The organism is Devosia sp. (genome assembly GCF_028290645.1).
Lineage (GTDB): Bacteria > Pseudomonadota > Alphaproteobacteria > Rhizobiales > Devosiaceae > Devosia_A.
This window is the reverse complement of sequence record NZ_JAQGJL010000188.1, coordinates 1-22,334: the sequence shown is the minus strand read 5'-3', so window position 1 is coordinate 22,334 and position 22,334 is coordinate 1. Positions and strand designations below refer to the sequence as shown.

At 65.7% G+C, this 22,334-nt stretch carries 21 protein-coding genes and 1 rRNA gene; 4 read left to right on the top strand and 18 right to left on the bottom strand.

All coding sequences use genetic code 11. The annotated features are described in order from the left end of the window. Positions 1–379: ribosomal RNA gene (locus JWQ89_RS10460) — 16S ribosomal RNA — on the bottom strand; the annotation flags it as partial. 949 nt (positions 380–1,328) lie between these two features. Here JWQ89_RS10460 and JWQ89_RS10455 point away from each other — a divergent pair. Further along, positions 1,329–3,290, top strand: coding sequence for a M23 family metallopeptidase (locus JWQ89_RS10455; RefSeq protein WP_299640756.1), 1,962 nt, complete (start codon positions 1,329–1,331; stop codon positions 3,288–3,290). Positions 3,291–3,457: 167 nt separating this feature from the next. On the opposite strand, the gene JWQ89_RS10450 is transcribed toward JWQ89_RS10455, so the two are convergent. The 9 genes from JWQ89_RS10450 to JWQ89_RS10410 form a co-directional block, all read right to left on the bottom strand. Beyond that, on the bottom strand, positions 3,458–4,969 hold the full coding sequence (locus JWQ89_RS10450; RefSeq protein ID WP_299640754.1) for an MFS transporter: 1,512 nt from the start codon (positions 4,967–4,969) through the stop codon (positions 3,458–3,460). 40 nt (positions 4,970–5,009) lie between these two features. Beyond that, complete coding sequence (locus tag JWQ89_RS10445) at positions 5,010–5,354, bottom strand: VOC family protein (RefSeq protein WP_299640752.1); 345 nt, start codon at positions 5,352–5,354, stop codon at positions 5,010–5,012. Positions 5,355–5,450: 96 nt separating this feature from the next. Next, positions 5,451–5,798, bottom strand: coding sequence for a VOC family protein (locus JWQ89_RS10440; protein ID WP_299640751.1), 348 nt, complete (start codon positions 5,796–5,798; stop codon positions 5,451–5,453). 108 nt (positions 5,799–5,906) lie between these two features. Next, entirely contained in the window at positions 5,907–8,522 is a 2,616-nt protein-coding gene (clpB, locus tag JWQ89_RS10435; RefSeq protein ID WP_299640750.1) for an ATP-dependent chaperone ClpB, read from the bottom strand. Positions 8,523–8,737: 215 nt separating this feature from the next. After that, positions 8,738–9,388 (bottom strand): DUF4167 domain-containing protein, encoded by a 651-nt coding sequence (locus tag JWQ89_RS10430; RefSeq protein WP_299640748.1) that lies wholly within the window; start codon positions 9,386–9,388, stop codon positions 8,738–8,740. Positions 9,389–9,701: 313 nt separating this feature from the next. Then, entirely contained in the window at positions 9,702–10,553 is an 852-nt protein-coding gene (gene prmC, locus JWQ89_RS10425; protein WP_299640746.1) for a peptide chain release factor N(5)-glutamine methyltransferase, read from the bottom strand. Between the two features lie 8 nt (positions 10,554–10,561). Next, positions 10,562–11,638, bottom strand: a complete 1,077-nt coding sequence (prfA, locus tag JWQ89_RS10420; RefSeq protein WP_299640744.1) for a peptide chain release factor 1 — start codon at positions 11,636–11,638, stop codon at positions 10,562–10,564. Positions 11,639–11,692: 54 nt separating this feature from the next. Further along, positions 11,693–13,960 (bottom strand): phosphoenolpyruvate--protein phosphotransferase, encoded by a 2,268-nt coding sequence (gene ptsP, locus JWQ89_RS10415; protein WP_299640742.1) that lies wholly within the window; start codon positions 13,958–13,960, stop codon positions 11,693–11,695. A 65-nt stretch (positions 13,961–14,025) separates the two neighbouring features. Beyond that, positions 14,026–15,297, bottom strand: coding sequence for an aspartate kinase (locus JWQ89_RS10410; RefSeq protein ID WP_299640740.1), 1,272 nt, complete (start codon positions 15,295–15,297; stop codon positions 14,026–14,028). 129 nt (positions 15,298–15,426) lie between these two features. Between JWQ89_RS10410 and JWQ89_RS10405 the strand changes: the two genes are divergently transcribed. Both JWQ89_RS10405 and ubiG read left to right on the top strand, forming a co-directional pair. Next, the gene (locus JWQ89_RS10405; protein WP_299640739.1) at positions 15,427–15,801 is read left to right on the top strand and encodes a nuclear transport factor 2 family protein; all 375 of its coding nucleotides are present in this window, start codon (positions 15,427–15,429) and stop codon (positions 15,799–15,801) included. A gap of 64 nt (positions 15,802–15,865) precedes the next feature. After that, entirely contained in the window at positions 15,866–16,606 is a 741-nt protein-coding gene (ubiG, locus tag JWQ89_RS10400) for a bifunctional 2-polyprenyl-6-hydroxyphenol methylase/3-demethylubiquinol 3-O-methyltransferase UbiG (RefSeq protein WP_299640737.1), read from the top strand. A gap of 16 nt (positions 16,607–16,622) precedes the next feature. On the opposite strand, the gene JWQ89_RS10395 is transcribed toward ubiG, so the two are convergent. From JWQ89_RS10395 to JWQ89_RS10380, 4 genes are read right to left on the bottom strand one after another with little or no spacing between them, the layout of a single operon-like run. Then, positions 16,623–17,048, bottom strand: coding sequence for a DUF1178 family protein (locus JWQ89_RS10395; protein ID WP_299640735.1), 426 nt, complete (start codon positions 17,046–17,048; stop codon positions 16,623–16,625). After that, positions 17,045–17,908 (bottom strand): carbon-nitrogen hydrolase family protein, encoded by an 864-nt coding sequence (locus tag JWQ89_RS10390; protein WP_299640733.1) that lies wholly within the window; start codon positions 17,906–17,908, stop codon positions 17,045–17,047. The genes JWQ89_RS10395 and JWQ89_RS10390 overlap by 4 nt, the downstream gene beginning before the upstream one ends. A gap of 4 nt (positions 17,909–17,912) precedes the next feature. Next, a complete protein-coding gene (gene grxC / locus JWQ89_RS10385; RefSeq protein ID WP_299640731.1) occupies positions 17,913–18,173 on the bottom strand; it encodes a glutaredoxin 3 in 261 nt (86 codons plus the stop codon). A 32-nt stretch (positions 18,174–18,205) separates the two neighbouring features. Beyond that, positions 18,206–18,943 (bottom strand): ComF family protein, encoded by a 738-nt coding sequence (locus JWQ89_RS10380; RefSeq protein ID WP_299640729.1) that lies wholly within the window; start codon positions 18,941–18,943, stop codon positions 18,206–18,208. Positions 18,944–19,025: 82 nt separating this feature from the next. Between JWQ89_RS10380 and JWQ89_RS10375 the strand changes: the two genes are divergently transcribed. Further along, a complete protein-coding gene (locus JWQ89_RS10375; RefSeq protein ID WP_299640727.1) occupies positions 19,026–19,877 on the top strand; it encodes an SAM-dependent methyltransferase in 852 nt (283 codons plus the stop codon). 3 nt (positions 19,878–19,880) lie between these two features. Here JWQ89_RS10375 and JWQ89_RS10370 read toward each other — a convergent pair whose 3' ends face one another. From JWQ89_RS10370 to argJ, 4 genes are all read right to left on the bottom strand, one after another. After that, positions 19,881–20,081, bottom strand: coding sequence for a Flp family type IVb pilin (locus JWQ89_RS10370; RefSeq protein WP_299640725.1), 201 nt, complete (start codon positions 20,079–20,081; stop codon positions 19,881–19,883). 12 nt (positions 20,082–20,093) lie between these two features. Further along, complete coding sequence (locus JWQ89_RS10365; protein WP_299640723.1) at positions 20,094–20,492, bottom strand: (deoxy)nucleoside triphosphate pyrophosphohydrolase; 399 nt, start codon at positions 20,490–20,492, stop codon at positions 20,094–20,096. Then, entirely contained in the window at positions 20,489–21,253 is a 765-nt protein-coding gene (locus tag JWQ89_RS10360) for a GNAT family N-acetyltransferase (RefSeq protein ID WP_299640721.1), read from the bottom strand. Before JWQ89_RS10360 ends, JWQ89_RS10365 begins: the two co-directional genes overlap by 4 nt. After that, on the bottom strand, positions 21,253–22,334 hold a 1,082-nt coding region (gene argJ / locus JWQ89_RS10355), incomplete at its 5' end, for a bifunctional glutamate N-acetyltransferase/amino-acid acetyltransferase ArgJ (protein ID WP_299640719.1). The genes JWQ89_RS10360 and argJ, both read right to left, overlap by 1 nt.

Below are 22,334 nucleotides of genomic sequence, written 5' to 3'. Positions count from 1 at the left end.
CATCACTCACGCGGCATGGCTGGATCAGGCTTTCGCCCATTGTCCAATATTCCCCACTGCTGCCTCCCGTAGGAGTCTGGGCCGTGTCTCAGTCCCAGTGTGGCTGATCATCCTCTCAGACCAGCTATGGATCGTCGCCTTGGTGAGCCGTTACCTCACCAACTAGCTAATCCAACGCGGGCTCATCCAATCCCGATAAATCTTTCCCCCGTAGGGCGTATCCGGTATTAGCACAAGTTTCCCTGTGTTGTTCCGAAGGACTGGGTAGATTCCCACGCGTTACTCACCCGTCTGCCACTCACCTTGCGGTGCGTTCGACTTGCATGTGTTAAGCCTGCCGCCAGCGTTCGTTCTGAGCCAGGATCAAACTCTCAAGTTTGATATCTGACTTGTCGCTCGACATTGCACGTTTGCGATTGCGTCTTGCGACGCAAATTGACGAGGACACACACCAACCAACGAACCGAAGTTCATCGGCAATGGTATGTACCTCTTAAGAAACGTACCGTCGAACTTGTCGTGTTGCCCAGTCTTTCGACCGGACCGCAAGAACCTCGCCGTCCACGTTTCTCTTTCTTCCAATCTTCACAATGTCAAAGAGCTGACCCCGTTTGCGGCTTTCGCCGGCGGCGTCGGTGGAAGCAATCGCTTCCTAATTCTGGCGAACAGAACCTTGTCTCCGGTTGCCCGGCAGCAGGTCTGCCCTTTCAGTGATCGTTGAACAGTGGGAGCGAGTGTCGCTCGGCGTCGTCAACGTGGCGGGTTGTATTCGAGACGTTTCAGTCTGTCAACACCCTATTTTCATCTTTCGGAAGGTCCGAATTCTGAAAACCTGAAAGCGCTAATTGCTTAGTTCCTTCAGAGGCTTACCGTCGATTTCGTTGGCGCTTTTCGGCGCCGCCTCGTCAGCGGTGGGCGGGTTATAGGGGTGGCCTTCCGGGGTGTCAACACTCGAAGATGACGAAAACGACATTTATCGATTCACGCCACCGGGGCCGCCGTCTAACCCGTCTACGCGCATATATAGCACGCGCGCGTTGGAGCTGTCATCTGGTGTCCACAGGGCCTCCGTTCAAGGGGGAAACAGGGTCCGAGTGGGCCTGTGGATATCTCTGCGGGGCACTGAATTGGCACGCGGACCCGTCCGGCGACCTCGCGATCGACGCCTGGGATTCTCCTCGGGCCAACGGCGCGGCCCCGGCCCCTTGCTTCGGTGGCCTAGTTTCGCCGCATTGTCCTCACACCAAGGACGATGGCCGGTGAGTTGACTCGCGCGTGAGCGCGCGCCACAGCTTCTGGCGTCGGGGCAATGGGCAGGCGGGACCGGGTTGAACCCAGCACAGCGCAATCGTAACGCCGCGCTTCTCAAGGCGAGCGGCTTCGAGGATGGTCCGGCGCTGACCGTCCAATCCACCGACGGCGAAATTCCGCATGGCCGCGAACTGAGCTTCGCCTGGCTCACCGGCACGGTGATGACCGGATTGACCTCGGTGCTGCTGATGGGCGCCGCCCTCTACGTCTCATTCGAAGGCCAGGATACGTTCTCCACCGCCTACGAAGCGCTGCAGCTCATCACCAAGCCGGCCGAGGCGCCCGCCGACTCGCAGATGAAGGGCGACCGCATCCGTCCGGTGGCCAAGACCCGATCCGAGCTCGAGATCGTCGAGGCCTCGATCCGCGAGACCGTCGACGGACGGGCGCTGATCAGGAAGCAACCCTTCGTCCGCGTCCGCGCCACTCTCGCCACCGCGGCGACCGCGCTCTCCGGCGATATTCCCGATTACGATCCGGTGGCGATGATCGACGCCAGCCAGCCGGTGGTCACCGACGCCGACGACGTCGCCAATCCCGATATCTACGGCACCGAAGTCGAAGGCGAAGTGCAGATCAAGACCGGCGCCCTGCCCGCGAGTTTCGTGCCGGCGCCGGCGATTTCAGACAAGAGCGCTTCCGACTTCGTGCGCCAGGCGGTGGAGAACCTGTTTGCCGAAGGCGGCGACGGCGAAGTGGCGATGGCCTATGCCTCGCCCGATACCGGCGTGCGCGACCTGGGCGTGGTGACCGATGGCGGCCTTTCGGGTGTCGCCGAGAACGTCACCGTCCTGCCCAAGACCAAGATGGCCGAGGAAGCCGGGCTCGGCCGCTCGGAGCGCGTCATCACCGTGCGCGAGGCGGGCTCCCTCAAGGAGCCGCTGCTCAAGAACGGCTTCGACACCCAGACCTACGACATGATTTCGGCAACGCTGAAAAACGTCCTGTCCTCGACCGACGTGCCGCGGGGTGCCCGGCTTCGCATCCTGATGGGCCCGGCCCGCAACTCGCAGACGCTGATTCCGCATCGGCTCAGCATCTACTTCCCCGATCCCGAGACCGGCGAGATCAAGCACGCGGCAACCGCGGCGCTCACCGACCGCGGCAACTACGTGCTGGGGCTCGAGCCGACCAAGATCGATTTTCCGGACGAGGACACCGAGGAAATCAACGTCAACAACCTGCCCTCGGTTTACCGCTCGATCTGGGAGACGGCGCGCAAGCACGACATCGACGACGCCATCACTTCGCGCATCGTCGCCATGTTTGCCTATGACATCGACCTGACCAAGCGCATCACGGCCGGCGATTCTATCGAAATTCTTGAGACCGAGAAGGATGCCGCCGGGCACCAGGAACTGCTCTATGTCGGCCTCAAGCTCGGCACCACGACGCGCGAGCTGTTCCGTTTCCGCACCGACGACGGCACCGTGGATTTCTACGATCCTGACGGCGAAACCGGAAAGCGCTTCCTGACCCGGCGTCCGCTGCAGGGCGGTGGCCGGCTGGCGAGTCGCTTCGGCAGCCGAGTCCACCCGATCTTCAAGACGCGCCGCATGCATACCGGCGTCGATCTCGCATCCAAGACAGGAACGCCGATCTATGCTTCGGGCGACGGCGTTATCGAGAAGGCGCAGTGGGTCTCGGGCTATGGCAAGTACATCGAGATCAAGCACGTCAACGGCTTCGAGACCGGCTATGGCCACCAGAGCAAGTTTGCCGAGGGGATCAAGCCGGGCGTGCGGGTGAAGCAGGGCCAGATCATCGGCTATGTCGGCTCGACCGGAAACTCCACCGGGCCGCATCTGCATTTCGAGATCAAGGTCAACGGTCGCTTCGTCGACCCGCTCAGCGTTAAGCTGCCGCGCGACAAGTCGCTTTCGGCGCAATACGAAGGCGCCTTCGACCAGACGATCACGCAGGTCCGCGACCTGATGCAGCGCGACGCCGCGCCGATGACCGTCGCCGCGCTGAACTAGGCCGGTATTTCCCCACGCGTGCTCATCCTGGCGCTTGCCGTCGCGCCGGCCTTCGATGTCATACCGCGAAGGCGGGAACCCCTGTTTTGGTGCCCTAGGCACGACTCGCAAACGGGAGGTCCCCGCTTTCGCGGGGATGACATTGGGCGTGGGGTGGAACTTGCCGCCTACCGGGCGGCTTTTTTCCGGAACTTGTTCTCCTGGGTGAACCAGGCGATAACCGCCGAGAGCAGCGCCAGGGCTGCGTTGCAATAGGCGATGGCGGAAAAGGCGGCGTTGTTGGCAGTTAGCCGCGCCGCTTCGGCATCGGCTGGAAGGAGCGAATCGGGCTTCATCCCGAAGAACACCGGCAGCTCGGCAAAGCCGCCGAACGCCTGGTCGAAAACGTAGGCCGCGACACCGCCCATCAGCGACACCGCTAGCAGGCCCGCGACGCGCGCCACGGCATTGTTGACGCCCGAGGCGAGACCGGTGTCGCGATCCTCTACCGACGTCATCACCGCGGTCGATAGCGGCGAGACCACGGCGCTCATGCCGATGCCCATCAGGATGGTAAGCGGCAGCACCCCGAACCAGACGCTCTGCATCGGCGACAGCAGGCCGAGGAGCGCGAAGGAGACCGCAACGATCACCGCGCCGACGGTGATCATCGGCCCCGGGCCGATCTTGTCGGCGAGGCGTCCGGCATAGGGCGACAGCACGGTGAGCGCGATGCCGAACGGGAGGAAGGCAATCGACACCTCAGCGGCGGTCACGCCCCAGCCGCCGATCAGCGTCATCGGCAGGAAGAACGTGACCGCAGACAGCGCAAAGTAGAGCGCGAATGTCAGTCCCTGCGCGCCTGAGAAGGCGACATTCCTGAAATGGTAGAGCGGCAGCATTGGCGCCTTGGTGTGCCCCTCCCACCATAGAAATGTGGCGAGCGCCACGAGGCCGATACCGCAATAGATCAGCACATGGCCGAGCGTGGGAGCATCTGCTTCGGTGCCGGTAAGACCCAGCGCAATCATCAGCAGGGCAATGGTGATCAGCCCGCCGCCCACCAAGTCGAGCCGCCGCCCCGCCTCCGGCTGGTCCGCCGGCACCTTGAGCAGCAGCAGCGCCAGCGCGATCCCGCCGAGCGGCAGGTTGATGGCGAACACCAGCCGCCAGCTCCAGTCCCCCATGGTGGTGAGCACGAACCCGCCGACCACCGGCCCCAGGATCGTGGTGAGCGAGGAGAACGCCGACCATAGCCCGATCGCCTTGCCGCGCTCCTCGCGCGGATAGGCCTTGGCGATGATGGCCAGGCTGCCTGGCACCATCAGCGCTGCGCCCAGCCCCTGCACGGCGCGCGCACCGATGAGGAATGCCGGGTTGGGCGCCACCGCACAGACGAGCGAGGCGACGACGAACAGCACGATGCCGATGGCGAAGACGTTGCGCAGCCCGAACCGGTCGCCCGCCGCGCCGCCGATCAACAGGAGCGAGGCGAGAAACAGCATGTAAGCGTTGGAGATCCACTGCGCGTCGGCGAGGCTGGCGCCGAGATCGGCCCGAATCGCCGGCGTCGCGATCGACAGCACCGAGCCATCGATGAACCCCATCGATGAGGCGAGGATCGCGGCGACCAGCACGTAGATCCGGTTTTGCGGCGGGCAGAAGGTCGCCGCCGGCGCGGCCGGTTTGGTCTCGTTCATCTGGCTTCCAGCTCCCGTAGGCTCTTTTCTGCTACGGAGCCTACGCCTTCTCGACCCACACGGCGAGTTCGGTGCCGCCCGGCTCGCGGAAGTGAAAGCGCCGGCCGCCCGGGAAGTCGAAGGCCGGCTTGGTGATCTTGCCACCGGCCGCGAGCACCTCGCGTTCGGCGAGCTCGAGGTCCTCGGTGCGGATCACCGCGAGGGGCGCAGCGGGAGGATTGGCGCCGGAATCGACTCCGGCGTCGATGCCGGCGTTGTCGATGCCGACATAGCTCGGGCTGTACTGCGTGAAGCTCCAGCCGAAGGCGTCGGCAAGGAAGGCCCTGGTCCCTGGGCCGTCGGCGGAGGGGAACTCGATATAGTCGATCTGGTAGCGCTGCTTCACGTCTCGTTCCTTTTTCTTTCCAGGATTGTTGTCACGTGCCGAGGCGACGCGGGACGCAGTTGATAGGACTTCCGCATTTCGCCCAGCGATCGCCGGCTATTCGATGGTCGTCCAGATACGCATTTCGGTGCCGCCGGGCTCGCGGAAATGGAATCGCCGACCACCAGGATATTCGAACAGCGGCAGCGTGATCGTGCCGCCGGCGGCGAGGACGGCGCGCCTGGCTTCCTCGAAATCGGAACTCCGGATGACGACAAGGGGCGCCGCGCTCTTCACTGACTCGCCGCTTTCGACGCCGGCGAGCAGACCCGCGCCACGGATCTCATCATAGCTTGGACTGTAGCTGACGGAATGCCAGCCGAAGGCATCGGCGAAGAACTGGCGGCTGCGGACATTGTCGATGCTTGGAAATTCGACGTAGTCGATTGTGTAGGTCCCGGCCATCGCGCCCTCCCCGCGGCATGTTCCTGTTATGTTCTTATCCGTGTTCCATCGTCGCGACAAGAACAAAGGGCCGGTCTCGCGACCGGCCCTTTGTTCGTCTGGCTGTTGTCAGGCGGCCTCGGCGTGTTCGCCCGGGGCGGCGATTCGGAGGTACAGCCCGCCCTCGGCGGCATCGAGCACCACCGTCTGCCCATCGGTGATACGTCCGGCGAGGATTTCCTCGGCCAGCCTGTCCTGCACCTCGCGCTGGATGACGCGCTTTAGCGGGCGGGCCCCATAGGCGGGATCGTAGCCCTCGTTCGCGAGCCACTCGCGCGACGCCGGCGTGAGCTCGATCGAGATGTCGCGCTCCTTCAACAGGCTGCGCAGCCGGCGCATCTGTATATCGACGATCGCGCCCATGTGCGCCCGCTCCAGCCGGTGGAAGACGATGATGTCGTCGACCCGGTTGAGGAACTCGGGCCGGAACGAGGACTTCACCACGTCCAGCACCTTGCCGCGCACCAGCTCCACCGATTCCCCGTCCTTCAGGCTGACGAGATATTCGGAGCCGAGATTCGAGGTCATGATGATGAGCGTGTTGCGGAAATCGACCGTACGCCCCTGCCCGTCCGTCAGGCGCCCGTCGTCGAGCACCTGGAGGAGGACATTGAATACGTCCGGATGCGCCTTTTCGATCTCATCGAAGAGGATCACCTGGTAGGGCCGGCGACGCACCGCCTCGGTCAGCATGCCGCCCTCGTCATAGCCGACATAGCCCGGAGGGGCGCCGATGAGCCGGGCGACCGAGTGCTTCTCCATGAACTCCGACATGTCGATGCGGACCAGCGCATGCTCGTCGTCGAACAGGAACTGCGCCAGCGCCTTGGTGAGCTCCGTCTTGCCGACGCCCGTCGGCCCGAGGAACATGAACGAGCCGATCGGCCGGTTCGGATCCTGCAGGCCCGCCCGGGCGCGCCGCACGGCCTTGGCCACCGCCTCGACGGCTTCGGCTTGGCCGACGACGCGCTTGCCGAGCTCCTCCTCCATGTGGAGGAGCTTCTCGCGCTCGCCTTCGAGCATGCGGTCCACCGGGATGCCGGTCCAGCGGCTCACCACCTGGGCGATATGCGTGGGCAAGACGACTTCATCGACCATCGAGTGCTCGGGCTTGCCGTCGCCGTTCGGATCCTCCGCTGCCCTGATGCGTCGCTCGAGGTCGGGGATGACGCCATAGGCCAGCTCGCCGGCGCGGGCGAGATCGCCCTGCCGCTGTGCCAGCTCAAGATCGGTGCGGGCCTTGTCCAGCTCTTCCTTGAGCTTCTGCGAGCCCTGCATCCGCGCCTTTTCGGCCTGCCAGCGCGCCGACAGCGCATTGGCCTGCTCCTCGAGGTCGGCGAGTTCCTGCTCGAGACGGGCGAGCCGGGTTTTCGAGCCCTCGTCGGTCTCTTTCTTCAGCGCCTCGCGCTCGATCTTGAGCTGCATGATGCGCCGCTCGAGCTCGTCGAGTTCCTCGGGCTTCGATTCGGCGGCCATGCGCAGTCGCGCCGCCGCCTCGTCGACGAGGTCGATGGCCTTGTCGGGCAGGAACCGGTCGGCGATGTAGCGCTTCGATAGCGTGGCTGCTGCAACGATGGCCGAATCCGAGATGCGGATGCCATGGTGCAGCTCGTATTTCTCCTTGAGCCCGCGCAGGATCGAGATGGTGTCCTCGACCGTCGGCTCATCGACGAATACCGGCTGGAAGCGACGGGCGAGCGCCGCGTCCTTCTCGACATGCTTGCGGTACTCATCGAGCGTCGTCGCGCCGACGCAGTGGAGCTCGCCGCGGGCGAGCGCCGGCTTCAGCAGGTTCGAGGCGTCCATCGCGCCATCGGTCTTGCCGGCGCCGACCAGCGTGTGCATCTCGTCGATGAACAGGATGATATTGCCCTCGGCCGACGAGATTTCGTTCAGCACCGCCTTCAGGCGCTCCTCGAACTCGCCGCGATATTTGGCGCCGGCGATCAACGAGCCCATGTCGAGCGACAGCAGCGACTTGTTCTTCAAACTCTCCGGCACGTCGCCATTGACGATGCGGATGGCGAGGCCCTCGACGATGGCGGTCTTGCCGACGCCGGGCTCGCCGATCAGCACCGGATTGTTCTTGGTGCGGCGGCTCAGCACCTGTACGGTGCGGCGAATCTCCTCGTCGCGGCCGATCACCGGATCGATCTTGCCCTCGCGGGCTGCCTCGGTGAGGTCGCGCGCATATTTCTTCAGCGCGTCGTAGGAATTCTCGGCCGATGCCGAATCGGCGGTGCGCCCTTTGCGAATTTCATTGATCGCGTCGTTGAGCGCCTGCGGGGTGACGGCCGCCGCGGCGAGGATCCTGCCCGCATCGACATCCTTTTCGACCACCAGGGCGAGCAGAAGCCGCTCCACGGTGACGAACGAGTCGCCGGTCTTGTCCGCCGCCTTCTCGGCGGTATCGAACACCCGCGCCAGTTCGCGGCTCATGTAAAGCTGCCCGGCATCGCCGGAAACCTTGGGGATGCGGCCGAGCGCCGCCTCGGTCTCGGCCCGCGCGATCTTGACGTCACCGCCGGCCTTGGTGATGAGGCCTGCAGCCATGCCCTCTTCGTCGTCGAGCAGCACCTTCAGCAGATGCAGCGGCAGGAATTGCTGGTGACCCATGCTGAGTGCCAGCTGCTGTGCATTCTGGATGAACCCGCGTGCACGCTCGGTGTATTTCTCGATGTTCATTCTACTCTCCTCATCTGGCACGCCGGACCGCCCTTACCAAGCACGTATCCAACGCCCGGACGTTGATATGGCTCAATGCAATCGCACTATCCTATCAAGACCGGATGCCCGCTTGGCGGCGCTACCCGGTCCCGACCGAGATGTAGGCAGCGCCGGAGAAAACAAAAGGCCGGGACTGCTCCCGGCCTTCATCGAATTTCTCGGTCGCTCGCGCCTCATTCGGCCGGCGTGTTTCCGACCGTGAGAAAGGCCGGAAGCTCGCCGACATCGGGCTGCGGTGCACCGGCGGGATCGTTTCCGCCTTCACCGCCCTGCCCGCGCGACCGGCGGCGTGGCCGGCGTTCGCGGTGCCGCCGCGGCTCGCCCTCGCCCTGCGGCGCATCGCCTTCGCCCTGCGGCGCGGCATTCGCCTCGACCACCGCCATTACCACCGGCTCGCTGCCGGGGATCGACTGCTGCGGCTGCTGCTGGTCGTTCTGCTGTTGCGGCTGCTGGTTGAACTGACGCGGCTCGGGCGACGCGAACCGATCGTTCATCGGAGCGAAATCGTCGTCGTAATCGTCGTCCTCGGCCGGCTGGCCGAACTGGTCGCGCTGCTGGTTCTGCGGCTGCGCAGCGCTGATGATGCGGAAATAGTGCTCCGCATGCTGCAGGTAGTTCTCGGCCATCACGCTGTCGCCGGAGGACTGCGCATCGCGAGCGAGCTGCAGGTATTTCTCGGCGATGTGCGAAGCGTTGCCCCGCACCTTCACGTCCGGGCCATTACTCTCGTAGTTCCGGCTCAACGGGTTGCCGTGTTTGCGGCCACCATTGTTGTTCCGACCACGGGAGCGGTTCTTGTTGTTGTTCTGCTGATTAGGTCTCATCGTCTCTTTTCAAGCCTTGGAAAAGAATACTGAAGGCAACATCGGGCCATCGGGCGCCGGGGACCACGGCGCCGAATCCGGCGCGAACGTTCAAGGTCTCACGGTGCCTGAGCTATCGCGGTTGAACCACTTGTGGCCCATCAAAGCGCCCCGGTTCCTCGTCCGAGTGTCGAACACTGCCAAGTGCAGTTTCGCCGATGAGCGGGTGGCCGTCTCCCAAGTGCGATCTAACTCGCACCGCTGACAGCACAGCGAACCTATCTGGTTCGTCCCCGCTTTCCAAGCACAAAATGTGGGGGGCACTAACGGATACTCAAGAGGGGGTGTTCAGTTGCGCGACAATCATGCGGTCATGGGCGGCAAGATCGCGCAACACTTCGACCTGGGTGAAGCCCGCTCCGATGAAGATATCGCTCACCGCCGCGGCCTGACTGGAGCCTATCTCGAGCAGCAGCACGCCCTCCGGCGCGAGGAACAATCCGGCCTCGGCGGCGATCGCCCGATAGGCCGCGAGCCCGTCGGGTCCGCCATCGAGCGCCAGCCGCGGATCGTGTTCGCGCACCTCCGGCATCAGCCCCGCGATCTCTGCGCTCTCGATATAGGGCGGGTTCGAGGTGATGAGATCGAAGCGCTCACCCGGCTCGAGCGGATCGAACCACGAGCCGCGCAAGGTCTTCAGCCGACCGCCGACGCCGTGCCGGTTGGCATTGTAGCGCGCCATCTCCAGCGCCTCGGCCGAGAGGTCGATGGCCACCGCGGTGACGTCGGAATATTCGGTGAGGAGAGCGATCGGGATGCAGCCCGTGCCGGTGCCGAGATCGAGCACGCGGGCCTTGTCGAGCGCGCCGATCACCTCGAGCCCGCGCTCGACGAGGAGTTCGGTCTCCGGCCGCGGCACCAGGGTGGCGGCGTTGAGCTTGAAGCCCAGGCCCCAGAATTCCTTTTCGCCCAGGATGCGGACCACCGGCTCGCCCTTGAGGCGGCGGTCGGCGAAATCCTGAAGGGCGGCGAGCTGCTTTGCCGGCACCTCCTCGCGCTCGCGATTGACCAGCTCGAGCCGGTCCATGCCAAAGGCGGCTTCGGCGAACAAGCGGGCGTCGAGTTCCGCCGTGTCGATTCCGGCCCGCCGGAACAGGTCGCGTATCCCTCGCCATGCCGCGCCCACGCTCAGAATCAGGAAATTCCCTCCATGGCCGCCAGCTGCGCCGCCTGGTGTTCGGTGATCAGGGCCGAGATCAGCTCCTCCAGGGCTTCGCCGGCGATCACCTTGTCGAGCTTGTAGAGCGTCAGGTTGATCCGGTGATCGGTTACCCGGCCCTGAGGAAAGTTGTACGTGCGAATGCGTTCGGACCGGTCGCCCGACCCCACCTGTTCCTTCCGCGCTTCGGAGCGGGCGGTGTCCCGCGTGTTGCGCTGCTCTTCATAGAGCCGGGCCTGCAACACCTTCATGGCGGTGGCGCGATTCTGGTGCTGGCTTTTCTGCGACGCGGTGACGACGATGCCGCTCGGGATGTGCGTGATACGCACCGCCGAATCGGTGGTGTTGACGTGCTGCCCGCCGGCGCCGGAGGAGCGCATGGTATCGATGCGGATATCCTCGGGCCGGATGTCGATGTCGATTTCCTCGACCTCAGGCAGCACCGCGACCGTCGCGGCGGAGGTATGGATGCGGCCTTGCGTCTCGGTCGCCGGCACGCGCTGCACCCGGTGCACACCCGATTCGTACTTGAGCTTGGCGTAGACGCCCTTGCCGGTGATGTTGGCGACCACTTCCTTGTAGCCGCCGACTTCCCCTGGGCTCTCTTCGAGGAGGGTGAACTTCCAGCCCTGGAGGTCGGCATAGCGCTGGTACATGCGGAGGAGGTCCCCCGCGAACAATGCCGCCTCGTCGCCACCGGTGCCGCCACGGACTTCGAGGATGACGCTACGCTCATCCGCCGCGTCCTTGGGGAGCAGCAGGATGCGGATCTCGGCGACGGCCTGCTCGATCCTCGGCTTCAGCTCGGCGATCTCGGTGGCGGCCATCTCGGCCAGTTCCTTGTCGCCGGAGCCGGCCAGTTCCTCGGCTGATTCGAGATCGGCGAGGAGCTTCTGGTAGGCCTGGATCGGGCGCACCACGGGCTCGAGCTCGGCATATTCCTTGCTCAGCTTGACGAACTGCTCGGCCGATGGGCCGGAGGAGAGAGCCGCTTCGATCGAGTCGAATCGCTTGGTGAGGGCGTCGAGTTTGTCCTGCGGGAGGGAGGCCATCAGGCTGCGCTAGTTCCGTATTGGCTCGGGGTCAAGTGCGGCGACATCGACGCTCTAGATCACCAGGCCCTGCCGCCCGGCCCAGTCGAGCAGCAGCTCGCGGATGCCGGGGCCGTGGGCCCCTTCGAGAAGGGCGGCGGAGACGGAGTTGCGGATGGGGGTGAGTTCGGTGCCAAGGATCATTTCCTTGATCGGGCCGATCGAGGGCGGGCTCATCGACAGCTTGGTCATGCCGATCGACAGCAGCGCCAGCGCCTCGACGGTCTTGCCGGCGAGTTCGCCGCACATGGTGAGCGGCACGCCGTAGCGCTTCGACATGTCGACGATGTGCTTGAGCGCCCGCAGCCGCGGCAGCGCGATGGGATCGTACGACTTCGCCACCCGTTTGTTGCCGCGGTCGGCGGCGGTGAGGAACATCACCAGGTCATTGGAGCCGATCGAGACGAAATCGGCCTCGGGCAGCACCTGGTCGAGCTCCCACAAGAGCGAGGGCACCTCGATCATGGCACCCAGTTCGAGCTTGCTCGGCACCGGCTGGCCCGCATGCTTCATGCGCTCGACTTCCTTGTTGACCACCAGCCGGGTCTGCCGGAACTCCCAGGCATCGGTAACCATGGGGACGAGGATCTTCATCGGCCCGCCATTGGCGGCCTGAAGCAGCGCGCGGATCTGGATGCGGAGCAGGCCCTGCCGATCGAGGGCTAGCCGCAGGGAGCGAAACCCCATGGCCGGGTTTTCTTCGGCCTCGTAGCGCAGGTACGGAATCACCTTGTCGCCGCCGATATCGAGCAGACGGAAGACGATCGGCTTGCCTTCGGTGAGCCGGATCGCCTCGGAATAGAGTTCGACCTGCTCCTTGAGCCGCGGCAGGCGCGAGGCGATCATGAATTGCAGTTCCGTGCGGAACAGCCCGACGCCCGACGCGCCGGTCTCCTGCAGCATGGGCAGGTCCGCGACGATGCCGGAATTGTGCAGCAGCGTCACCTCGACGCCGTCGCGGGTGATCGCCGGCTTGTCCTTCAGTTCGAGGTAATGCGCCCGGCGCTTGGCCCCGAGCCGCACCTTGTCGACATAGACCTGGATCATGTCCGGCGTCGGCCGCAGGTAGACCGTCCCGGCCTGGCCGTCGACGATGATGTCGTCGCCCGATTCCGACATCGAGACGATGTTCTCGGCCTGCCCGACCGCGACAAGGCCTAGCGACTTGGCGACGATCGCGACATGCGAGATCGCCGCGCCCTCCTCCAGCACCACGGCGCGGAGCCTCGAGCGGTCGTATTCGAGGAGGTCCGCCGGTCCCATGTTGCGGGCGACGAGGATAGCGTTCTCGGGCAGCTCCTTCTTGCCCATGCCGCCACCATTGCCCGTGAGGACGCGGAGCAGGCGGTTGGCGAGGTCGTCGAGGTCGTGCAGGCGATCCTTGATGTACGGGTCGGTCGACCGCATCATCCTCGCGCGGGTATCGTTCTGCACCCGCTCAACTGCCGCTTCGGCGGTGAGGCCGTTGTCGATCGCTTCGGTCAGCCGGTCTACCCAGCCGCGATCATTGGCGAACATCCGGTAGCTCTCGAGGATCTCGCGGTGATCCGAGAACGACTGCATGTCGCCATGGCTGAGCATCTGGTCGATCGAGAGGCGCATCTGGTCGAGCGCGGCGCCGAGGCGCACCAGCTCGACATCGGTATCCTCGGCGACGAAATTGGCGACGACGACGCGCGGGTCGTGCAGCACCACCTTGCCCAGCGCCACGCCGTCGGTGAAACCGGTGCCCTCGAAGTGGCGCGGCCGGCGCAGGTCGATATCCTGGCCGGGCTTGATCAGCGCATCGAAATCGGAAGTCGACATCATCTCGGCGAGCAGCGTCGCGGTAGTCAGCATGGCTTCGATTTCGTCTTCGCCATAGCTGTGGGCGTCGCGGTTCTGCACCACTAGCACGCCGAGGGTCTGGCCCGCGCGCAGCACCGGCACGCCGAGGAATGCCTGGAACGGATCCTCGCCGGTTTCCGGGCGGTAGGCGAAGGCCGGATGGGCTGGGGCATTGTCGAGGCTGAGCGGCTCGGCCTGCGCTGCGATGAGGCCGACAAGGCCCTCGCCGAGCCGCAGAGTGGTCATGTGCACCGCGCTCGCCTCGAGGCCGCGGGTGGCGAACAGCTCGAGCGCGCCATCGTCGCGCAGCACGTAGAACGAGCAGACGTCGGCATGCATGTTGTCGGCGATCAGATTGACGATCTTGTCGAGCCGAGCCTGCGAAGCCAGCGGCTCCGCCATGGTTTCGCGCAACTGCTTCAAGAGCACGCGCGGCCCGCTGATCGCTGTGGCCATGATTCCCGCCTGGCGGCCCGCCGCCGCCCTGTGCCGGAGGCGCCGCGACCGGGGTCCGTAGCGTCTCAGGCGTCCTGCTTATCCAACCCGTAATACGTATGCAGCGCCCGGACCGCAAGCTCGGCATATTCGTCGTCGATCAGCACCGAGGTCTTGATTTCCGACGTGGTGATCAGCTGGATGTTGATCGACTTGTCGGCCAGCGCCTTGAACATCGAGGCCGCGACGCCCGCATGGTTGCGCATGCCCACCCCGACGACCGAGACCTTGGCGCCGCCCTTGGCGGTGTTGAGGGTGCGGTATTCGAACCGCCCCGCCGCGCCCGCCGCCTTCAGCGCCGCGACCGCCTTGTCGTGCTCGGCATCCGGCACGGTGAAGGTGATGTCGGTGGTCGATCCGTCCTCGGAGACGTTCTGAACGATCATGTCGACGACGATCGATTCGTCCGAGAGCGCGCCGAAGATCGCCGCGGCGACGCCCGGCCGGTCCTTGACGTCGCGCAGCGTGATCTTGGATTCGGCCCGCGCCAGGGTGACGCCCGAAACGATCTGCTTTTCCATGATCTCATCCTCATCGCATACGATTGTGCCGGGAACCCCGGGCGTCCCGTCCGGCGCGAGCTGCGGCGCGTTCGGATCGTCGAAAGTGGAGCGTACGGTGAGGCGCACCTTGTGCGCCATCGCCATCTCGACCGAGCGGATCATCAGCACCTTGGCGCCGAGTGAGGCCATTTCCAGCATCTCCTCGAACGAGATCCTCGAAAGCCGCCTCGCCTTGGGGGTGATGCGCGGGTCGGTGGTGTAGACGCCGTCGACATCGGTATAGATGTCGCAGCGATCGGCCTTCACCGCGGCAGCCACGGCCACCGCGCTGGTGTCTGAGCCGCCGCGGCCGAGCGTTGTCACCCGGCCCGAGGGCGCGACGCCCTGGAAGCCGGTGATCACCGGCACCACGCCATCGGCGAAGCGCTTCTCGAGCTCGGTGGGATCGATCTCCATGATCCGCGCTGCGCCATGCGCGTCGTCGGTCTTGATCGGGACCTGCCAGCCCTGGAAGGAGCGCGACGGGATGCCCATTTCGCTCAGCACCACTGCCATCAGCCCGGCGGTGACCTGCTCGCCCGAGGCGACGACGGCGTCGTATTCCCGCGCGTCGTGGAGCTTGGAGGCATCGTTGACCCAGCCGACCAGCTCGTTGGTCTTGCCTGACATGGCCGAAACCACGACGGCGACCTCGTTGCCGGCATCGACCTCGCGCTTCACATGCAGCGCCGCCTGCCGGATGCGCTCGACCGAGGCGACCGAGGTGCCGCCGAACTTCACTACGATACGGCCCAAGGCCCCTACCCCGAATTTATTGGCGGAACCCGCCGGTACGCTCAGTTTTCGGCCCGGGATGTGCCACAAAGCGGCGGGGTTATCAACAGCACGCGCGCGGCGGAGACTGCTGCGCATTGGGGGACGGCGATGATCGGGATTGCGCGGGCGGGACTGGAGCAACTCAACGGCGCCATGCGGCTGCGCGACCCCGCCGCCGCCGGGCTGTTCGTCGAGGACGCCTTGCTGGTCGGATCGGACCCCGGCGAAATCGCCCACGGACGCCCCGCGATCGCGAAGCTGCTGGCTGCAATCCATGCCAGGGACTACGTCGTGCAATGGCAGTTCGACATGCTGAGAGCCGGCGGCGGCGGCGATCGGGCCTGGCTCTTCGGCGAAGGACACGCCGTGCTGGAGCGCCCCACCGGTGCCACGCGCATTGCCTACCGCCTGTCCGGCGCGTTGCTGAAGACGCCGGAGGGCTGGCGCTGGGAGCTGTTTCACGGGTCCGAGCCTGCGGCGTAGGGGTGGGGTTGTGCCAAAGCAGCGGCCTCTTGTTTCCGCCATCGCCCGGACCGATAACCTTTCCATGACCGACACCACCATCAACCCCGACGAAATCGCCAAGTTCGCGGCCATGGCCGACGAGTGGTGGGACCCCAGGGGCAAGTTCAAGCCGCTGCACAAGTTCAATCCGGTGCGGCTGGGCTATGTGCGGGACCGGGTAATTTCGCATTTCCTGAAGGACGGCATGGTGCGCCGGCCGCTTGAGGGGGTGCGTATTCTCGATATCGGGTGCGGGGGCGGGTTGCTGAGCGAGCCGCTGGCGCGGCTGGGGGCGAGCGTGGTGGGGATCGATGCGGGCGAGAAGAACATCCGCATTGCCGAGCTGCACGCGAACCAGTCCGGGCTGGAGATCGACTATCGCGCCACTACCGCGGAGGCGCTGGATGCTTCGGGCGAGCGGTTCGACGTGGTGTTGAACATGGAAGTGGTGGAGCACGTCGACAACGTGCCGCTCTACATGAAGAGCTGCGCTAGCCTCGTGAAACCGGGGGGCCTGATGTTCACCGCCACCATCAACCGCACGCCGCGGGCCTATGCACTGGCGATCGTCGGGGCGGAGTACGTGCTCGGCTGGCTGCCCAAGGGCACGCACGATTTCAGGAAATTCCTGACGCCGGACGAGATCGCGGCGCTCTGCGCCCGCAACGGGCTGAGGGTCATCGACAAGACCGGGGTGGTGTTCCACCCGCTGGCCGACGAGTGGCGGCAGAGCCGCGACCTCGGGGTCAATTACATGGTGCTGGCGGCGAAACCAGCAGCCTGACCGGCCGATACGGAGGTCAGTTCGCTTCTTCGGGGACGTGCGGCAGCGGCAGGAAATCGACGCCGTCGTCGATCAGCTCGGCCACCTCGTCGCGTGTCGCTTCGCCATAGATGCCGCGGGGATCGGCTTCCTTGAAGTGGATCTTGCGGGCTTCCTCGGCGAACCGGTCGCCGACATAGTCGGCTTCGCTGGTGACTTTCTTGCGCATGGCGCGCAGCAGCTCGCGAATCTCCGATTGCTGCGGATGGCCGCTCGACAGCGACACCTTGTCGGGGTTCATGCGGGAGAGTGCCGGCGCCATCAGCGCCTTGCCAACCTTCACCGAATTGCACACCGGACAGGTGACGATGCCGCGCGCGGCCTGCTCGTCATAGGCCTCGGCGCTTTTGAACCAGGCGTCGAACTTGTGGGATTTTTCGCAAACGAGCGAGTAACTGATCACGCGGAAACGTCCTCTCGGGCGGAAGTCGGGGTGCCCGATGTTGCGAGGGTTAGCGAAAACGGACGGGCATTGGCAAGCGCCGGGACGCGCCCGCGCGCTTCGTCCACAGCCCTGAGGTCGATATCGGCAATGGCGATGCCCGGCCCGTCGCCGCCGAGCTGGGTGACGACCTTGCCCCAAGGATCGATGATCATCGAGTGCCCCCAGGTGGAGCGGCCGTTCTCGTGGTGGCCGGCCTGCGCCGCCGCGATCACCCAAGAGCCGGTCTCGATGGCGCGGGCGCGCAGCAGCACCTCCCAGTGCGCTTCGCCGGTGGGGACGGTGAAGGCGGCGGGAACCGAGATCACTTGTGCCCCGGCTTCTGCCAGCGCCCGGTGCAGGGCAGGAAAGCGCACGTCGTAGCAGATGGTCATGCCCAGTCTGAAGCCAGGCGCATCGGTGACGACAGCCTCGCCGCCGCCGGCATAGGTCTCGCTCTCGCGGTACTGCTTCAAGCCCGGGAGCGTCGCGTCGAACAGGTGAATCTTGTCATAGGTGGCGCCGATCGAGCCGTCGGGGAGGAACAGCACCGAGCGGTTGGCGTAGCGCCCATCGGGGAGCGCCACGGCGAGCGAACCGAGATGGAGGCTGACCCCACGCTTCCGGGCAATGGCGCCGACACGGGTTATAGCCGGATTGCCTTCCCAGGGTCCGGCGACGGACCCGAGACCCTCCCGATTCTCGGGGTACACCACGGTGACCTCGGGCGACAGCAGATAGGTCGCGCCCTTGCGGGCCGCTTCCACGGCGAGCGCTTCGAGCTGGTCGAGATTGGGTTCGGGCCTCGTACCCGAAGTCATCTGCAGGGCGGCGGCGCGCATCTGGTCAGTCCTGGCCGGCGAGCAGCGGATCGAGCTGCCCATTCCGGTCGAGCGCCGCCATGTCATCGTACCCGCCGACATGCGTTTCGCCCACGAAAATCTGCGGCACGGTGCGTCGGCCGCGGGCGCGCTGCACCATCGCCATCCGAACCTCCGGGTCGTCGGCATCGACCTCCTCGTAGCTGACCCCTTTCCCGTCGAGCAGCGACTTGGCCGCGTGGCAATAAGGGCACCACTGGGTCGTGTAGATCTCTATCTTTTTCATCTGGCCTTGAACGTGCTGGAAGTCATTGACTTCTATATGGGGACGTCCGCGCCTGTCACAACGCGGGCGAACGAAATCACATCGATTTTGCTGACTCCCGCCCGCTTCAGTGCGCGGGTGATCGCGTTGACGGTCGAGCCAGTGGTGATGACGTCGTCGACGAGGACGACGCCGCGGCCCTTGAGCCGGCGCAGGGCATCGGGATGAGCCGTGAAGGCGCCGGCGACGTTGCGCTGGCGGGCATCGGCCGAAAGCCCGACCTGTTGCCGCGTGCGGCGGGTGCGGGCGACGAGGCCGGTAGCGACGCCGAGATCGGTGAGACGGGCGAGCGCCCGGGCGAGTTCGGTGGACTGGTTGTAGCGCCGTTCGAACTGGCGCCAGCGGTGCAGCGGTACGGGTACGAGCACCGGACGCTCGCCCCAGAACTCGGTGCCCGCCGGCTGCATCAGCCGGGCGCAGAAGCCGGCCAGTTCCGGACGGTCGCCATACTTGAGGCGGCTGACGATGGCGCGCGCCACCTCGTTGTAGATGACCGCGGAGCGGGCTCGGTCGAAGGGCGGCGGATCGGCGATCGCCTCGGCGGAACGCGCCTCCGGCCCAAGCGACACCTCAAACGGCAGCCCGAGCACCGGGCACCAAGGCCTGGTGATCGGCCTCAGCCTCGCAAAGCAGCGCGGGCAGAGCGCGGCATGCGCCGCGGTCGGCGCACCGCAATCGAGGCAGGTCGGGGGATAGACGAGGTCCAGCAATGCCGTGCCGAACCGCGCCATGGCGCCGGCCGATCCTGCTTTGACTTTGCCCTGTTCCAAATCCATAACGCACCGAGAATATGACAGAGCGTGCGGATTGCCTATGCCCCTACCCCCCAAGGTCTTCGACCGCGCCCTGATCGCCAGCCATCTCGAGAGGCGCGGGCCGGATGATTTCGTTACCGGACTGGCGCTCGACGACCTCGCGGCGCGACTGATCACCGTGTCGCGCGATTTCGGCCGGGCGCTGATCATGGGCCCGGATGGAGCGCGCCTGCCGCTGATGGGACGCTCGGCAAGCGGCGGCTTTGTCCTCGAGCGGGCCTCGACGGTGCTGGGGTCGCCCGAGGCGCCGCTGGTCGACCCGGAGGCGCTGGTGCTGCCGCGGGAAGGCTATGATCTCATCGTCTCGATGTTCGACCTGCAGGTGGTCAACGACGTGCCGGGGTTTTTGTCGCGCATCCGGGCGCATCTGAAGCCCGACGGCCTGATGATCGCGGCGGCGCTTGGCGGCGACAGCCTGACCGAGCTGCGGCAGGCGTTCCTCAGGGCCGATGCGGAGATTTCGGGGGGCGCCTTCGCGCGGGTGGCCCCGTTCATCCCGCTGGCCGATGCCGGCGGCCTCTTGCAGCGGGCCGGCTATGCGCTGCCGGTGACCGATCTCGAGACCTATCCGGTGCGCTATGCCGACCCGCTGCGGCTGATGCGGGAATTGAAGCAACTCGGGGCGCAGAACCCGCTGGCCGACCGGCCGGGAAAGCCGGCGACGCGAAGCCTGCTGGCCGCCGCCAGCGCTGCCTATGGCGACCTAGCGGCCGATCCGGACGGCCGGGTGCGGGCGACGCTGGAGATCATCTGGCTATTGGGCTGGGCCCCGCACGAGAGCCAGCAGAGGCCGCTGCGCCCGGGCAGCGCCAAGGTCAGCCTCAAGGATGTGCTGGGCCGGGACGGCTAGCCTTCAGATTTCGTCGATGTTGTTTAGTTCCTGGGCCGAGCGGCTGGACACGTAGTCGAACATCGTCGTGACGCTGCCGCCCACCAGGCTCAAGGCAACAAGGATGCCGACAGCGATGAGCCCGGCGATCAGCCCGTATTCGATGGCCGTGGCACCATCTTCATCGCATGCGAAGCGATACAACTGTCCCGACAACGCACTCATGCCCACCAGCCCTCAGAGCAGATCGCAAAGTGGCGCGATCAGCGGTTCGTCCGCCGGCGGCATGGGGTACTGGCGCAGGTCCTGCGGGCGCACCCATCTGAGGGCGGCATGCTCGCGGGCCTCCGGCACTCCCTGCCATTTTCGGCAGACGTAAAGTGGCATCAGAAGATGAAAGCTTTCGTAAGCGTGAGACGCAAAGCTTAACGGAGCAAGGCACGCCGACTGGGTGGAAATACCGAGCTCTTCGCCCAGTTCGCGGATCAGCGCCGCCTCCGGCGATTCACCCGGCTCGAGCTTGCCGCCGGGGAATTCCCACAACCCCGCCAACTGCTTGCCCTCGGGGCGCTGGGCGATCAGCACCCGCCGGTCGGCATCGATCAGGGCACAGGCGACGACCAGCTGGATCCTCACCCGCGGCTCCAGTCCGGCGCCCGCCGGTAGACATAAGGGTAAACTTCGCCGAAGCCGAGCGAGGTGTAGAGATTGAGCGCCGTCGAGTTTTCGGCCAGCACCTGGATGGCCGAATGCGTTGCGCCCATCGAGCGCACCCAGTTGAGCGCCGCGCCCATCACCGCACGGCCATAGCCCATGCCGCGGGCGCTGGGATGGGTGACGACATTGAGATAGATGCCGATGCCGCTCGACACCGAGGCGAGAGCCGCCGCTACCGGCAGCCCGGCCTTGTGATAGACGAGGACGCCCCGCGCCTCGCACGAAATGTTGCCGAGGATATCGGTCAGCGTGTCGAGCGTCTGCTGGTCGTAGCCCGACATATGGGCCTGCGCCTTGATCCACACCGGATCGGTCGGCTCGAAATACCGGGCCTGGAAATCGACCGGGAAATCCTCGTCGGGCATCTCCATCGCCATGACGAGGCTCGGCTCGAACTCTTCCCACAACAGCCCGTCGAGCACTTCGAGGATTTCGGGGGCGGTGAGCGGGGTAACCCGGAACACCGGCGAAATGGCGTGGCGCCTGGAGAGTTCGGCGAGACGCATCAGCCGCAATTCCGCATAGGCTCCGTCACCGAAATCGAGGCACTGGATCGAATTGGCGCGCTTGGTGTAGCCCCGCGCATAGCGCCACAGCCACAGCCCGTCATGCGCCTGCCGGAGGGCAGGCCACGCAGTGAGGGTCGCGCCCTCGATCTGGCTGACGCTCAGCGGAACCATCAGGACCTGTAGTCACCGTTGATGGTGATGTAGCCGTGCGTCAGGTCGCAGGTATAGACCGTGGCGCTGCCGGCGCCGAGGCCGATACCGACCCGCACCTCGATCTCCTGGTTCTTCATGTAGGCGCTGGTCGCTGCCTCGTCATAGGCCGGGTCGCGTTCGCCCTCAGTGGCGACGCGAATGTCGCCGAAGCTGATCTCGAGCCGGTCGCGGTCGGCCGGTTCGCCGGCCTTGCCGACCGCCATCACGATCCGGCCCCAGTTGGCGTCCTCGCCGGCGATGGCGGTCTTGACCAGCGGCGAATTGGCGATCGACTGGGCGATGCGGAAGGCGCTCCTGTCGCTCGTCGCGCCCTCGCCGTCGCGCACCACGTGCATGGCGAGTTCGTGCAGCACGTCGCCGAGCGCCTCGGCGAACACTTCGGCGCGGGGGTCGGTGGCGGACGTGATCGGCGCGATGCCCGCCTTGCCGGTGGCGAAGACGAGGCAGGTATCGGAGGTCGAGGTATCGCTGTCGACGGTGATGGCGTTGAAGCTCGTGTCGATCGCCGGCTGCAGCAGCCCCTGCAGGACCCCGGCGGCGATCGGCGCGTCGGTGAACACGAAGCTCAGCATGGTCGCCATGTCGGGCGCGATCATGCCCGAGCCCTTGGCGACGCCGGAAATGACCACCGGCACGCCGTCGAACTCCACGGTGGCGGTCGCCACCTTGGGGAAGGTGTCGGTGGTCATGATTGCCCTCGCGGCATCCATCCACGGGCCGGGCGCGAGGCGCGCCGTCAGCTCGGAGGCGACGCCGGCGAACTTTTCGGCGGGGAGCGGCTCGCCGATGACGCCGGTCGAGGCGAGGAAGATGTCGGACGGAGATACACCGAGCGCCTTCGAGACGATCTCGGCGGAGAGTTCCACCGACGCCTTGCCCTTTCGGCCGGTGAAGGCGTTGGCATTGCCGGAGTTGACCAGCAGCGCCCGGGCCTTGCCGGCGGAGAGGTTCTGCCGGCACCAGTCGATCGCCGCGGATGGGCATTTCGAGCGGGTGAGGACGCCGGCGACCACCGTGCCCTCGTCCATCGAGACGAGCA